The organism is Nakamurella sp. GG22 (assembly GCF_052976845.2).
Map to the genome: position 1 here is coordinate 1 of NZ_JBRIIO020000060.1, position 13,339 is coordinate 13,339.

Below are 13,339 nucleotides of genomic sequence, written 5' to 3' on the forward strand. Positions count from 1 at the left end.
CGACACCGCCAACGCGACGGTCGACGACATCGACGACATCGACGACATCGACGACGACACACCACCGTTCTGAACGGGAGCCGTCGCGGCAGGAGATGGCTGGACATGCCGCGCTGATCGGACGATCATCGTCCGATCATTTGCTGAGGGGAGCAACGCATGCGTGTCATTCGCGTCACTGCCAATCTTCATGTGGCGAACATCGATGCAGCGAAAGGCTTCTACACCGATTACCTCGGGCTCAGCAGCGAGGAATTCAACATGGGATGGGTGGCCCGGTACACATCGCCCGACGGCAGGGCAAACGTCCAACTGGTCACCGGTGACGCCACTTCCCCCGAAGACTCCGTCATTTCCGTGCACGCAGTCGACGTCGACAGTGCCTACCAAGAGGCACAGAGACTGGGCTACGAGATCGTGCACCCGCTGACCACAGAGGAATGGGGCGTACGCCGATTTCTCGTCCGCGCACCTGACGGGAACGTCATCAATGTCGTCCAGCATCGAGAGTGAGACGACGCAGCCGACAGCGTTTCCCGCTATGCGCTACGCCGCCTAGCCACCAACGGTTATGACCGCCGGCGATGGGCTCAAAGTGGCCGAGTCACTGGGAGAAAGCGCCTCCTACGACGAAGGCGCTGACGACCCAGACGGCGAAGACCCAGACGGCGAAGACCCAGACGACGGCGGGCCTGACGACGACGAACCCGACGGCGCCGAATCCGAGGACGCCGGACCCGAGGACGACGAACCCGTCGATGAGCCCGGCGACCCCGACGGTGATTCGGGCGACCCGGACGAGGAACCGGAAGCAGCCGACCCGGATGCCGCCAGATCAACCAGGTCCAGGTACAAAGGCAGCGAATCCGTCCGTGTCCCACTGCCTCCGTCCGGAGCCAGCGGTAGCGGTTGGCCGCCCATCACCGTGTCGACCGCGGCATCGCCGGTGGCCTGTCCGACCAACTGCAAGGAATCGAAACGGTAGGGAACACCGTTGCTGGCCAACGGGTCCGGGCCATCCATCACGTGGAAGTGCAGATGCGGTGCATCGGTGTTGCCCGAATTGCCGAGTTCGCCGACCAGATCACCCGCCTGCACCGTCTCACCCACACTTACCCTGGCCTTCGCGGTTCCCGGCTTGAGATGGGCATAGAAAGCGTAGTAGGTCTCACCATTCTGCTCGAACTGCTGGACGACATAATTCCCGCCGTACTGATCCAGCGTCAGCGACCCGACCGGTGGGTTACTGCCCGGCGTTTGATCCTGCAACTCATCGGAGACAGCGACAATCGTGCCGTCGGACACCGCGAGCACCGGCGCGCCGTAGTAGGGGTAGCTGGACAGCTTGGTGTTGTCACCGGTGGTGAGCTCAAGATCGCCGTTCAATTGCACCCAATCGATGGCGAAACGCTCGGCGAAGCGGAACTGGCCATTGATCGGATTCGCGGCGCCGCGGTGCGGCGTCACCTCGTTGCAGCAGCCGTTCCCATCGAACCAGTTCTTGCCGGTCAGCGGCGGGTTGACGACCGGAGCTTCCTGCGCGACGATCTGTGTGGTGGCGACGGTCTCGGTCAGCTCGGCGGGAATCAGCGGATTAGGTGCGGACGCGAAGGTCACCTTCACCTGGTGCCCGACCGACGTCGGCACCGTTTCCCCGGCCTCGACGCTCGGGTCGACCCACACGATTGCCAGTTGACCGCCGTCCAGCACGACGCTCGAAGGAGGGGTCCCGCCAGGCTCAGTACCGATCACCTTCGAGTGAGCGACAAGGTCGGCCCCGGAACGGGTCTGCAGCACCGCACCGGTATCGGAGTCCAATGCCTGCACCGAATCGATCGTCACACGAGTCGACGTGGCGTTCGTCAGATACAGCTCGTACACCAGATAGACAGCACCGTCAGTTCCGGTCACCGGTACGGGTTCGGTGGATACCGAAGCCAGCACGGGCGTGAGCTCGGCCGGCGCGGAACTGGACGTCGGGACGGTGCTGCCCGAGGCAGACGTCGCGGGTCCGCTGCTCGAGGACGGCGCCGCGGACCCGGTGCTGGGTGCGCCGGCCGACCCGGACGTCGGCGGAGCTCCGGATGCAGATGCCGTTGGCGCCGCGGACGTGTCATCGGTCGCGGCCGGCGTCCCGGTGCATCCCACCAGCAGCAGCAATCCCACCCCAACGGCCGCAACGGACCGTGATTCCCGCCTACGCATGACGGGAATCTACCTGTGCCGACAGCCCGCAAGCGAGAGCACTGCCGTTGGTTGGCATCCGTCACGGACGGCAACCTGGCCGTAAGACCTCGCGCTATCCCGACGCAGCCGAGTTTGATGCCCGCGGATCGCGCAGGTCAATCGAAAGTCACCGTGAGGTGATCGACCAAGCCATCGCTGTCGCTTTTCAGCCGCATCGTGCCGGTTGATCCGGTGGATTCCCATCGATAGGGGATCACGGTCTCATCGCCCCGGACCACCGGCGCGCCTGCAAGGTGAATGCAGTCATCCGGTGGTGTCTGCCGGTAGGCCTCCGCAATGGCGTCCCGCCCGCGAAAAGGGCCAACCTGTGGGCCGACGAATTCGAGCACAGCGTCGTCGGCGAAGAGCGAGACGAACGGATCCCAGTCGCCACTGCGGACCGCTGCATTGAAGGTGTTCACATGACGCCCGGCGTCCATCCTAAAAAGGGTACCGATACCGGTCGGGCACAACCTGATGACCAGGCGGCAGCGCGGCCGCGACTCCCCGACGGCACCGACCCGCAGAGCTGGTAGGCGATGATCGGGGCATGCAGGACGATTCGCCGAACGGCCACCCACCCGATCTCGACCTGACCGCCGTGGTCCGCCGGTACGAACCCGTCGTCTGCTTCACCGAGGGCGAGCTGTTCTTTCCGACCGAAGTGGAGGACTACATCGCGCAATCCGCCGTCTGGGAGCGGACTCCGGGCCGGCGGCGACCGCTGCGCATCGCGGACCACGGCGAACTCGATGTCGACGGCCTCTGCCGGCTCGCGCGATCCCGGACGGACGCCAACCTCGAACTGCGCTACGTCCCCGCACCGTTGACCCGGGCCGAGTCCCGTGAGTGGCGCAAGGACCCCGGTAGACCGCGATTCCGCAGCACCTCCCGATTCGCCGCGGTGGGATTGCTCGGCCGCGTGCTGGACTCGCTGTTCCGGCTCTCGCTGATCATGCGCGGCGCGGTGCCCGGCGGGCTGACGGCGGCACTGCACCGGGCGTATTCGCGCTCCCCCGCCGCGTCCCGCTTCCCGTACTACGCCCACGTCACCAGCCACGCGGGCTATCTCGTCATCCAATACTGGTTCTTCTACGCGATGAACGACTGGCGATCGAGCTTCGGCGGCGTGAACGACCACGAAGCCGACTGGGAACAGGTCTCGGTGTACCTCACCACCGCACCCGACGGAACAACGCCAGATACCGGCGGAAAGTCAGATACCGACGGGCTCTGGGTGGCCTGGGTGGCGTTCTCGTCCCACGACGAGGTCGGTGACGACCTGCGGAGGCGTGCGGACGATCCGGACCTGAGCTGGGTGGACGGCACCCACCCGGTTGTCTATGCCGGGGCCGGTTCCCATTCCGGTGCCTACCTGCCCGGCGAGTACCTCGTGCGGGTCGAGCCGCCGGCGTTGCGACCGACCATGCACGCCCTCTCCAGGATCCGCGGCGTGGTGTTCCCGTGGACGCGCGACCAGCCGCGCACCGGCCTCGGCATCCCGTTCATCGACTACAAGCGCGGCGACGGCGTCCGGATCGGACCCGGCTGCGATCGCCCGTGGACGCCGGTGCTGATCGACTCGACAACACCGTGGGTGCGCGACTTCCACGGACTCTGGGGGCTTGACACGACCGATCCGTTCGGGGGTGAGCGGGCTCCCGCAGGTCCCCGGTACGAGCGGAACGGCACGATCAGGCCGTGCTGGTCCGACCCGGTCGGGTGGGCGGGGCTGGACAAGGTCCCCGCGACGCCGGAGCGACTGGAGCACGCGGTCAGCACCCGGCTCGCCGACCTCACCGCGCAGATCGCCGAGCTGACGACCGACATAGATGAGCAGGAAACCGTTCTGCAGTCGCTGGCCACCGGCGTCGCGGCCCTTCCTCCGACGGTCGCCGCGGGGCGCCGCGGCGGTATCGGTGCCACGAATCGGCTGCAGGAGCGCGAACGGGCGGTGGAGGATCTGCGCGCAGCCCGGCGCGCCGCGGTGATAGAACGCGAACACCTGATCCGGGAGCAGTCTGATCCGCCGAAAGCCGCGCCGCCCCACGCACATCTGCGCAGCCGCTCGGTCCCCGACGTGAACCCGACGCGGCCGCCGGGACTGCTGCTCCGGTTCTGGACGGAGGTCTCGCTGTCGGTCCTGCTGGCCCTGCTGGGTCTGGCCGTGCTGTTCGACTACTCGTCACTGTGGAGCGCGACGATCACCGCGATCCTGATCGTGATGACGGTGGAAGCGGTGCTGCGTCGCCGATTGCCGGTGTTCCTGCTCAGCGTGACGGTGCTGGCGGCCATCGTCGCGCTCGTCGTCATCCTGGTCACCAATTTGCGGGTCGGGGTGGGCGTGCTGGCCGTGCTCGCCGCGTTGGTGATCCTGATCGCCAACATCAGGGCCAACGTCGGACGGCGATGAGTTCGCCGCCCAGGCCGGGTCAACCCGCCGAACGAGCGTTCAGAGAAGGGTGACGAAATGACCAACCAGCTGTCGGGAGTCGGGGCGATCACGGTGTTCGTCGCCGACCGGCACCGATCGAAGGCCTTCTACGAGAAGGTTTTCCGCGCCACACTGCTGCACGAGGACGAGGCGTCGGTGGTCTTCGATCTCGGCAACACCATGCTCAACCTGCTGGAGATGCCGTTCGCCGAGGAACTCGTGGCACCGGGAGTGGTCGGCGGTCCGGCCCCCGGCTCGCGGTCGATGCTGTCCATCTGGGTCGACGACGTCGACGCGGTGTGCGCCGAGCTGGAGAACGCCGGGGTGACGCTGCTCAACGGCCCGATGGATCGGGCATGGGGCAAGCGGACGGCCTGCTTCACCGATCCCGACGGAACGCTTTGGGAGATAGCGCAGGACCTGCCGGATCGAGGCACCGGCTGAGCAGCCGCCGGAGACAGCACGACGGGACCTGCGCCTCTACGGCTGAGCGGACCACGGGTCCAGCATCAGAGGTGTGGTTGATGCCGGGGTCATGATCGAACGCGCCAGTCCGTCCGACGTGATGGAATTGGACTGCGATGTGACCGGGACCTCCATGCAGGTCGCCGCAGCGCTCGTCCTGGGTCCGGGCCCGGCCGGCCGCGTCGTCGACCTACACAATCTGCAACAGGCCATCGCACACCGCATTGTGGCGATCCCGCGGATGCGGCAACGTCTGGTCAGCACTCCCTTTGGTTGCGGCCGTCCCGCCTGGATCGACGATGCCGATTTCGACATCCGTCGGCACGTCCGAACAACGCCGTGCCCGTACCCCGGTGACGAACAGGCGATGCTCGACGTCGTCGCCGAACTGGTCACCCATCGGCTGCCGCCGGATCAGCCGTTGTGGTCGGCGACCCTGATCTCCGGGATGAGCGAGGGACGAAGCGCCCTGCTGGTGATGTTCCACCACGTACTGGCCGACGGCATCGGTGGACTCGCGGTGCTCGCCGGCCTGGTTGACGGTCACCCATCGACGAAATCCTCTAGATCACAACCTTTCCCAAGGCCCGCACCGCGGCGTCGTGACCTGCAGCGGGATGCCCTGCGCAGTGTGGCGCGAGCCACCCGCACGGTGCCGGGTGTGCTCCGGCAGCTTCCGGCGGCGCTCTCAGAGCTCGGTGCAGGACATACCAGGAGCGCGCCGCGCTGCTCAATCAACAGACCGGTCGGCACCGACCGTGCGCTCGCGACGGCGCGCGCCGACCTCGCCGCGGTCCGGGCCGTGGCCCACTCCCACGGCGGCACCGTGAACGACGTCCTGCTGACGGCGGTGACCGGCGCCGTCCGCACGGTCCTGGCACGCCGCGGCGAGACAGTCGACCGCCTGGTCATCTCCATCCCGGTGTCGAGCCGCGTACAGGCCAGCGCTACCGAACTGGGCAACCGGGTGGGCGTCATCCCTGTCGAGCTGCCGGTCACCGGCGACCCGGTCGATCGGCTGAAACAGATCGCGCGGATCACCGCTGCCCGGAAGGGCACGGCTCCGGGAGCGTCAGCAGCGTTGATCGGGCCCGCGTTCCGGGCGCTCGCCAAGATCGGCGTCTTCAACTGGTTCATCTCGCACCAGCGGTTGGTCAACACCTTCGTCACCAACCTGCGCGGGCCCGACCAGCGCCTCGCCTTCGGTGGCGCGCCCGTCGTGGACGTCATCGCGGTACCGATGATCACGGGCAACATCACCGTCGCCTTTGGGGCGATGTCCTACACGGGCCGGCTCACCGTCACCGTCATCGCGGATCCGTCGCAGTGCGCCGATCTGCCGGACATCGCCGCGGTGCTCCAGGACGAACTCGATTGCCTGACCTCGCCCGTAACGGCAGTAGCAGCAGGCTGACCCGGCAGCAGGTACTACTGCCTGGTCCGAAGGTAGTCGGCGACCACCTCGGCGCCCAGCCCGTCCAAATCCGGTGCGACGACCCGGCCGTGGCAGCGCCGGGCGAGCGAATCGATGAACATCGCCAGCCGTGGATCGTCACCCAGAACGAAGAAGGTGATCGCCGCACGCCGGGCCGTCAATCGATCGAGCTCAGAAACGGTGGCGCGGAGCGTCTCCGGCATCGGCGGGTAGTTGAACGCCAGCTCCCCGTCGGGCTCGACATGCGCGGTCGGCTCGCCGTCGGTCACCACCATCACCACGGGCATCGCATCGGGGTGCCGGTGCAGATGCTCACCGGCCAACAGCAGCGCGTGATGCAGGTTGGTGCCCTGCATGTACACACCCTCCAGGCCGATCAGATCACCCAACTCCACCTTCTCGGCGCCCCTGCCGAACGTGATGAGCTGCAGTGCATCGGTCCGGAATCGAGTCGAGATCAGCTGATGCAGCGCCAATGCCGTGCGCTTCATCGGTACCCAGCGCCCGTCCTGGACCATCGACCACGAGGTGTCGACGCACAACGCGACCACGGCGCGGGTGCGGTGCTCGGTCTCCACCACCTCGACATCGGTGACGTCCATCCGGCGGTCGTCGCCGCCGGCCCGCCGCAGCTGGCCGTTCAGCAGCGTCCTGGGCACATCCCACGGCTCGGTATCTCCGAACGCCCACGGCCGGCTGCTGCCGGTCGGCTCCCCGGTCGCCCCGGAGCGCCGGGTGGCCCTTTCCCCCCTGCGCGAGCCGATCTTGTCGACCACGTCACGGAGGGCGGACTCGCCGAGCCGGCGCAACGCGCGCGGGGACAGCCGGAGCGATCCGTCGGGAGCGCGTTCGAACACGCCCTGCTCCCGCAGTTCCCGCTCCAACGCGGCCAACGCCTCCGCGTCTGCCCTGGCCTGCGGACCGAGGGCCGCCTCAAGGTCGTCGAGGTCGATGTCATCCAGCCTGGCGCCCGGGTAGCTCTGCCCGAGCTGGTCGGTCAGCTCCTCGAGCTGGGAGAGTTCCTCCATCGCTCGCGTTGCCTCCCCGAGTCCCATCGGGGAATCACCGCGGAAGCGACCCGACCCCGACCAGTCCTCACCCGGGCGGAGGTTCTGCAATTGGGCATCCAGCTGGTCCAGCGCCTGGCCGAGCCGCGGATCGCCGAAGGCCTGCTGGCTCAACTCGGCCAGTTCGGCACGTTGCTGCGGGCTCAGTGAGCGCATCATCCGTTGTGCCGCGGCCGATCTCGCCGCCAACACATCGATCAATTCATCGACGGTCTGCGGATTCTCCGGGAAGAAATCACCGTGCCTGGCCATGAATTCGGCGAACTGGCCGGTGGTGTCCGCACCGGTGGAATGGTTTTCGAGCAGTGCATTCAGGTCGTCGAGCATTTCCCTGATCCGCTGCACGTCCTGCGGGGTCGCCTGCTGGAGCGCCTCCTTCATGCCGCTGAACCGCTGATCCAGCATCTCGCGACCGAGCAGGTCCTGGATCTGCTCGTACGCCTGCCTTGCTTCGGCAGACTGCCAGTCATACTCGCTCAGCGCGCGTACCGCACGGCCGGTGTTGTCCGGCAGGGTTTCCAGGTCGAGCTCGCGGAAACGCGCGTCCTCGGAATCCTGCCGGGCGAGTGCCGCCTTCTCGGCCGTCAGGGCCTGGTTCAGCAACTCCCTGACCTCTTGCAGGGTCCCGTCGATCCTGTTGTCCCGCTGCAGTTCCCGGCGTCTTTCCCACAGTTGACGGGACAGCTCGTCCAGCCCGCGGCGGTCGCCGGTGCCGCGCCGCAACAGCTCGCGCAGCGCCTGTTGCAGCGAACTGCCTTCCATCACGTCCTGGCCGATGCTGTCCAGCGCTTCACGCAGGTCGATCGGCGGCGCCAATGGGTCGGGCCCGTCGTGGTACGGGCCGTAAGAATACCCGCGCCGACGCGGCGGCCGGGGGCCGTGCGGTCCGCGCAGATCAGCCATAGCTCACCGTGTCACCGTCGTCGCTCGGTTCCTTCGTCAGCTTCCGGGTCAGGAACAACAATTCCAGCGCCAGTTCGGCCGCCGACGCCATCGGCCCGGGATCCTCCGTACCGGCCGCACCGAGCCGCTGTGCGACCGAGGTCAGCACCTCGACCCGGGGCAGGGCACCGACGATCTCGGCGGCGCTGACCCGGTCCCCGGTGCGCAGTGGCGACTTCGTCACCGCTGCCACCAGCGGGTCGAGATCCAGCCCTCGCAAACGTGTCCGTGCGGTGTCGGCGGTGGCCCGACGGAGCAGGTGCTCGAGCACCTCGTCCTCCCGGCCCTCCTGCCCGGTGACGAACTCCAGCTTGCCGCGGAGCACCGGGAGCGCAGCTTCCAGATCGATCGGCCGGGCGGTGGGCAACGACTCACCGGTGATCGCGGACCGGCGAAGTGCGGCTGCCGCAATGGTTTCCGCCGCGGCGACGGCGAACCGCGCCGAAACCCCGGAACCCTGGTCGACCGCCGTCGACTCCCGCAGCAGCCGGGTGAACCGGGCGATGATCTCCAGCAGGTGGTCCGGGACGGGTGCCGCCAGGTCGGCTTCCTGTGCGATGACGGCGATCTCGTCACGCAGTTCGAGCGGGTAATGGGTCCGGATCTCGGCGCCGAACCGGTCCTTGAGCGGGGTGATGATCCGCCCGCGGTTCGTGTAGTCCTCGGGGTTCGCGGATGCCACCAGCAGCACGTCCAGCGGCAGCCGCAGGGTGTACCCGCGTACCTGGATGTCCCGCTCCTCCATCACGTTGAGCAGCGAGACCTGGATGCGCTCGGCGAGATCGGGCAATTCGTTGATCGCCATGATCCCGCGGTGCGCCCGGGGTACCAGCCCGAAGTGGATCGTCTCTGGATCTCCCAGCGAGCGGCCCTCCGCCACCTTGACCGGGTCGACGTCGCCGATGAGGTCCGCGACGGCGGTGTCCGGTGTGGCCAATTTCTCCGTATAGCGCTCGGAGCGGTGCCGCCAGCTGATCGGCAGGTCGTCACCGAGTTCGTCCACCCGGCGCCGCGATTCCGCCGTGATCGGATCGTACGGATGCTCGCCGATCTCCGAGCCGGCGATCACCGGCGACCATTCGTCCAGGAGTCGGGTGAGGGTGCGCAGCAGCCGGGTCTTTCCCTGCCCGCGCTCGCCCAGCAGGACCACGTCGTGGCCGGCGATCAGCGCGCGTTCCAACTGCGGCAGCACGGTCGATTCGAAACCGACGATGCCGGGCCATGGGTCGGTACCGGCACCGAGCGCAGCGAGGAGATTGGACCGCAATTCGGCTTTGACGCCACGCAGTTCGTGGCCCGAGGACCTGAGTTCTCCGGCGGTCGCGGGAAGTCCAGCGGGAGAGGTGATTCGCATGTTCGCCAACGGTACGCCCGGGTTCCGCTGGGCCGGCACCGATGCCGCCGCCGGCCGATCGTCGTAGGGTGGCGCATCGACCGGGTGATGCCCAGGCGTCATCGTCAACGTGCGTCGTCAGATCGGAGCCCGACTGTGCGCATTCCAGGACCAACGGATCTGCTTCGCATCGCCGGCGAAGGCTACGAGGCTCTCGAGCGGGTGATCGGCCTGGTACCGCGGGTCGTCGGTCTGGTCACCCAGGCCGAGATGCTGCTGGTACGGGTTCGGGCGGTGGTCAACGACATCGAGTCCGTGCAACAGGAGGCAACCGCCGCCGTGCGCCGGATCGAGGACACTCAACGCCGCGCGGACGCGGTCGTCGAGCACATCGAGAGTCTGCAGCCCAGGCTCGATTCGCTGCTCCACCGCACGAACGGCGTGCTGGTCAGGACCTCTGCCGTCGTCGGGTCGGCCACGCAGTTGACGCATCGGGTCGAACCGTTGCTCGACCGGTTCCAGCCCACACTGGACAGGCTCGAGCCCATCCTCGGCAGACTGGTGGAGACCACCAGCGCGAAGGAGGTCGATGCCATCGTCGGCCTGATCGACGCGTTGCCGTCCATCGTGGACAAGCTGGACGCCGACATCCTGCCGGTGCTGGACACTCTTGCCACCGTTGCGCCCGATCTTCGCGATCTGCTGGACATCGTCAGCCAACTCAACGAGTTGATCGGCGCCGTCCCGGGTCTGGGCAAGGTCAAGAAGAAGATCGACGAAAACCAGGACAGGCAGGACGAATACCGCGCGCTGGAGGAACCGCCCGCGGCGCCCGACCGGCGGGATGCGCAGCGGCCGAACGGGGTTGGGTCGAACGGGGCAGGGTCGAACGGGGGGACGGCCGTGACCGCGCGGGCGGAAATTGCTGCACCGCCGTCCGCGAATGCTGGGCCGTTCGAGGGTGCTGCAGTGTCGCCGGAGGTCCCTCTGACTCCGCCGGCCGGCCCGGCGTAGTGCCCTTGCTCCCGGCCGGCCGCTTACTCGTCAGCGGGTCGGCAGGACGCGCTCGCCGTGGTGCACGGCCCACGCGAGGACGATCACCGCTGCCCCGCAGGCGAACATGATCGGCTGCAGGAAGAAGTACCGGCCGATGACGAGCAGTTGGACCACGATCCAGCCGACCATGGCGGCGCCCGCGACCAGCGAGGCGGCGTAAGCCCAGCGGACCCGGCGCAACTCGGCCACGGCGGCGACGAACATCGGTGCCGCAACGATCATCAGCAGGAAGATGCCCGGCAGCGTCCACGAGCTGAACGGTGTTCCGTCCAGCCACTCCGGCAGCATGCCGATCGAGTTGTCCGCGATCAGGCCGACGCCGCCATAGACGGCACCCACCGCCACGAACACTTCCACCCCGACCAGGAATCCGCGAGCAACTGCCCGAGATCTCGAATTCTGTTTCTGCACCGTGGATGTCATCACCGATCGCCTCCGCCCCTCAGGATCTGCCGGTCGCGGTGCCGACCGGAAGGGGACGATGATCAGACCACCCGGGACTTTGGTCCCCTACAACGACAGGAATCACGTGGAACTCCCCGCAGGCTTGCTCTCCTTGCTCCAGCAGCCCAGTCCCTGCTATTTCGCCACCACGATGAGCGACGGTTCGCCGCAACTGACCCAGACCTGGGTGGACACGGACGGTCGGAACATCCTCATCAATACCGTGCAGGGCTTTCAGAAGGTGAGGAATGTCGAGCGCGATCCGCGGGTCGCCCTCACCGTGTCCGATCCGAAGAATTCGTCGCGCTATTTTTCGGTCCGGGGACGGGTGCTGTCCGTGTCGACGGAAGGAGCCGCGGACCACATCGAGAAGTTGGCGCAGCGCTACATCGGCGGTCCGTACCCGTGGTTCGGCGGGCGTGATCAGCAGCGTTTGATCGTCACCGTGGAGGCCCGCCGGATCACCGGCATGGGCTGAGAACAAGGGCTTGACACCCTCTCAACACCCTCCTACAGTCGTAATCAATCAGTACGTTGATAAAGGAAGTGGTTGACCTTGGTGATCGATCCGTCAGCCGACGATCGGTTGGACAGGGCGTTCATGGCCCTGGCGGACCCCGTCCGGCGGCGGATCATCGCCCGGCTGAGTCGCGGCCCCGCCACGGTCAATGAACTTGCCGAACCGTTCGACATCTCCAAACAAGCTGTCTCCAAGCACATCCAGGTGCTGGAGCATGCCGAACTCGTCACCCGGACCCGCGACGCCCAACGTCGCCCGGTGCACCTCAACGCCGTGCAGCTGGAAGCGCTGACCGCCTGGATCGACAGGTACCGGTTGATCAGCGAGCAACGCTTCCGCAGTCTCGACGCCCTGCTCAGCACCATCGACCGCGCCGAATCCCCGGCCGGTCCCCATCCCGAGGAGGAACTGCCATGAAGACCACCCATCCCACCACCGTGACCGTGCCGGAGGGTCTGCCGTTCATCGAGATCCAACGCGACTTCGACGCCCCCGTCGAGGCCGTTTTCCGCGCCCACCGGGATCCGGACCTGATCAAGCAGTGGCTCGGACCGCGGGGCCTGCAGATGGAGATCGAGACCTACGATTTCACCACCGGCGGCCGCTACCGGTACATCCACCGCAACGACAAGGGCGAGGAATACCCGTTCAACGGCGTTTTCCACGTCGTCCGCGAGAACGAACTCGCCATTCAGACCTTCGAATTCGAGCAGTTCCCGGATGTGGTGAGCATCGAAACGCTGCGCTTCGAGGACCTGGGCGACGGCCGGACCCGCCTGCACATCCACAGTTCGTATCCGTCGGTCGAGTCGAGGGACGGCATGGCGGCGGGCAACATGGAAGCGGGCGTGTCGGAGGGCTACGAACGACTCGAAGAGCTGCTCGCCACGCTCTGAGCCCTTCCTTCCGACAGCCCGCCACCCCACTCATCAGGAGCACGCCATGGATTGGACTCTGGAGGTTGTCGCCGTCCCGGTCAGCGACATCGACCGCGCCATCACTTTCTACCGGGATGCCGTCGGAATGCACCTCGACCATGACACCACCTCCGGGCCCATGCGTTTCGCGCAATTGACGCCACAAGGCTCGGGCTGCTCGATCGTCCTGGGCAACCAGAACGGCATGCCGCCCGGCTCGCTGCGGGGCGTTCAACTGATCGTCGCCGACGCCGAAGCGGCCCGGCAGGAACTCCTCGGTCGCGGCGTCGAGGCCGGCGAGATCACCGTGTACGACGAGCGCGACGGCGGAACCTTCTTCGGTTTCTCCGACCCGGACGGCAACACGTGGATGGTGCAGCAGATCAAGGCCCGCGCCGGCCGCCCGCTGCTCTCCCCCGCCGGCGCCTGATCGTCCCGCCCCGAATTGTCCCGTCCTCGAACTCGTCCCGCCCCGTACTGTCCCGTCCTCGAACTCGTCC

At 67.1% G+C, this 13,339-nt stretch carries 15 protein-coding genes; 10 read left to right on the forward strand and 5 right to left on the reverse strand.

Going from position 1 to position 13,339, the window contains the following annotated elements; translation table 11 throughout:
* Positions 1-159 precede the first annotated feature (159 nt).
* Positions 160-513, forward strand: coding sequence for a VOC family protein (locus ACVBEQ_RS27695; protein ID WP_447156653.1), 354 nt, complete (start codon positions 160-162; stop codon positions 511-513).
* 111 nt (positions 514-624) lie between these two features.
* Here ACVBEQ_RS27695 and ACVBEQ_RS27700 read toward each other — a convergent pair whose 3' ends face one another.
* Positions 625-1,911 carry a M23 family metallopeptidase gene (locus tag ACVBEQ_RS27700; protein WP_447156654.1) on the reverse strand — a complete coding sequence of 429 codons (1,287 nt, stop codon included), beginning with the start codon at positions 1,909-1,911 and terminating at the stop codon, positions 625-627.
* A 13-nt stretch (positions 1,912-1,924) separates the two neighbouring features.
* On the opposite strand from ACVBEQ_RS27700, the gene ACVBEQ_RS27705 reads away from it, so the two are divergent.
* Positions 1,925-2,290, forward strand: a complete 366-nt coding sequence (locus ACVBEQ_RS27705) for a hypothetical protein (RefSeq protein ID WP_473163208.1) — start codon at positions 1,925-1,927, stop codon at positions 2,288-2,290.
* Between the two features lie 52 nt (positions 2,291-2,342).
* Here the strand turns inward: ACVBEQ_RS27705 and ACVBEQ_RS27710 are convergent, their stop codons facing one another.
* Positions 2,343-2,666 carry a nuclear transport factor 2 family protein gene (locus ACVBEQ_RS27710; protein ID WP_447156656.1) on the reverse strand — a complete coding sequence of 108 codons (324 nt, stop codon included), beginning with the start codon at positions 2,664-2,666 and terminating at the stop codon, positions 2,343-2,345.
* 110 nt (positions 2,667-2,776) lie between these two features.
* Between ACVBEQ_RS27710 and ACVBEQ_RS27715 the strand changes: the two genes are divergently transcribed.
* From ACVBEQ_RS27715 to ACVBEQ_RS27725, 3 genes are all read left to right on the forward strand, one after another.
* Positions 2,777-4,639, forward strand: coding sequence for a hypothetical protein (locus ACVBEQ_RS27715; RefSeq protein WP_447156657.1), 1,863 nt, complete (start codon positions 2,777-2,779; stop codon positions 4,637-4,639).
* A gap of 57 nt (positions 4,640-4,696) precedes the next feature.
* Positions 4,697-5,104, forward strand: coding sequence for a VOC family protein (locus ACVBEQ_RS27720; protein WP_447156658.1), 408 nt, complete (start codon positions 4,697-4,699; stop codon positions 5,102-5,104).
* A 73-nt stretch (positions 5,105-5,177) separates the two neighbouring features.
* A complete protein-coding gene (locus tag ACVBEQ_RS27725) occupies positions 5,178-6,539 on the forward strand; it encodes a wax ester/triacylglycerol synthase family O-acyltransferase (RefSeq protein ID WP_447156659.1) in 1,362 nt (453 codons plus the stop codon).
* A gap of 14 nt (positions 6,540-6,553) precedes the next feature.
* On the opposite strand, the gene ACVBEQ_RS27730 is transcribed toward ACVBEQ_RS27725, so the two are convergent.
* Both ACVBEQ_RS27730 and ACVBEQ_RS27735 read right to left on the reverse strand, forming a co-directional pair.
* Entirely contained in the window at positions 6,554-8,530 is a 1,977-nt protein-coding gene (locus ACVBEQ_RS27730; RefSeq protein ID WP_447156660.1) for a vWA domain-containing protein, read from the reverse strand.
* Positions 8,523-9,917, reverse strand: coding sequence for an ATP-binding protein (locus ACVBEQ_RS27735; RefSeq protein WP_447156666.1), 1,395 nt, complete (start codon positions 9,915-9,917; stop codon positions 8,523-8,525). The genes ACVBEQ_RS27730 and ACVBEQ_RS27735 overlap by 8 nt, the downstream gene beginning before the upstream one ends.
* Positions 9,918-10,058: 141 nt before the next feature.
* Between ACVBEQ_RS27735 and ACVBEQ_RS27740 the strand changes: the two genes are divergently transcribed.
* Positions 10,059-10,916: a hypothetical protein gene (locus ACVBEQ_RS27740; RefSeq protein WP_447156661.1), complete on the forward strand. Its 858-nt coding sequence runs from the start codon at positions 10,059-10,061 to the stop codon at positions 10,914-10,916.
* Positions 10,917-10,946: 30 nt separating this feature from the next.
* Here the strand turns inward: ACVBEQ_RS27740 and ACVBEQ_RS27745 are convergent, their stop codons facing one another.
* A complete protein-coding gene (locus ACVBEQ_RS27745; RefSeq protein WP_447156662.1) occupies positions 10,947-11,381 on the reverse strand; it encodes a hypothetical protein in 435 nt (144 codons plus the stop codon).
* 106 nt (positions 11,382-11,487) lie between these two features.
* Between ACVBEQ_RS27745 and ACVBEQ_RS27750 the strand changes: the two genes are divergently transcribed.
* The 4 genes from ACVBEQ_RS27750 to ACVBEQ_RS27765 all read left to right on the forward strand — a co-directional run bounded on the left by ACVBEQ_RS27750 (position 11,488) and on the right by ACVBEQ_RS27765 (position 13,269).
* Positions 11,488-11,880: a PPOX class F420-dependent oxidoreductase gene (locus tag ACVBEQ_RS27750; protein ID WP_447156663.1), complete on the forward strand. Its 393-nt coding sequence runs from the start codon at positions 11,488-11,490 to the stop codon at positions 11,878-11,880.
* A gap of 78 nt (positions 11,881-11,958) precedes the next feature.
* A complete protein-coding gene (locus tag ACVBEQ_RS27755) occupies positions 11,959-12,339 on the forward strand; it encodes an ArsR/SmtB family transcription factor (protein ID WP_447156667.1) in 381 nt (126 codons plus the stop codon).
* Positions 12,336-12,818: an SRPBCC family protein gene (locus ACVBEQ_RS27760; protein WP_447156664.1), complete on the forward strand. Its 483-nt coding sequence runs from the start codon at positions 12,336-12,338 to the stop codon at positions 12,816-12,818. Before ACVBEQ_RS27755 ends, ACVBEQ_RS27760 begins: the two co-directional genes overlap by 4 nt.
* A gap of 46 nt (positions 12,819-12,864) precedes the next feature.
* Complete coding sequence (locus ACVBEQ_RS27765; RefSeq protein WP_447156665.1) at positions 12,865-13,269, forward strand: VOC family protein; 405 nt, start codon at positions 12,865-12,867, stop codon at positions 13,267-13,269.
* The last annotated feature ends 70 nt before the right edge of the window (positions 13,270-13,339 follow it).

Excerpts from the sequence above, each read along its gene's own strand:
- ACVBEQ_RS27710 (WP_447156656.1), bottom strand. The coding sequence starts at position 2,666 with ATGGACGCCGGGCGTCATGTGAACACCTTCAATGCAGCGGTCCGCAGT.
- ACVBEQ_RS27695 (WP_447156653.1), top strand. The coding sequence starts at position 160 with ATGCGTGTCATTCGCGTCACTGCCAATCTTCATGTGGCGAACATCGAT.
- ACVBEQ_RS27745 (WP_447156662.1), bottom strand. The coding sequence starts at position 11,381 with ATGACATCCACGGTGCAGAAACAGAATTCGAGATCTCGGGCAGTTGCT.
- ACVBEQ_RS27715 (WP_447156657.1), top strand. The coding sequence starts at position 2,777 with ATGCAGGACGATTCGCCGAACGGCCACCCACCCGATCTCGACCTGACC.
- ACVBEQ_RS27765 (WP_447156665.1), top strand. The coding sequence starts at position 12,865 with ATGGATTGGACTCTGGAGGTTGTCGCCGTCCCGGTCAGCGACATCGAC.
- ACVBEQ_RS27730 (WP_447156660.1), bottom strand. The coding sequence starts at position 8,530 with ATGGCTGATCTGCGCGGACCGCACGGCCCCCGGCCGCCGCGTCGGCGC.
- ACVBEQ_RS27760 (WP_447156664.1), top strand. The coding sequence starts at position 12,336 with ATGAAGACCACCCATCCCACCACCGTGACCGTGCCGGAGGGTCTGCCG.
- ACVBEQ_RS27720 (WP_447156658.1), top strand. The coding sequence starts at position 4,697 with ATGACCAACCAGCTGTCGGGAGTCGGGGCGATCACGGTGTTCGTCGCC.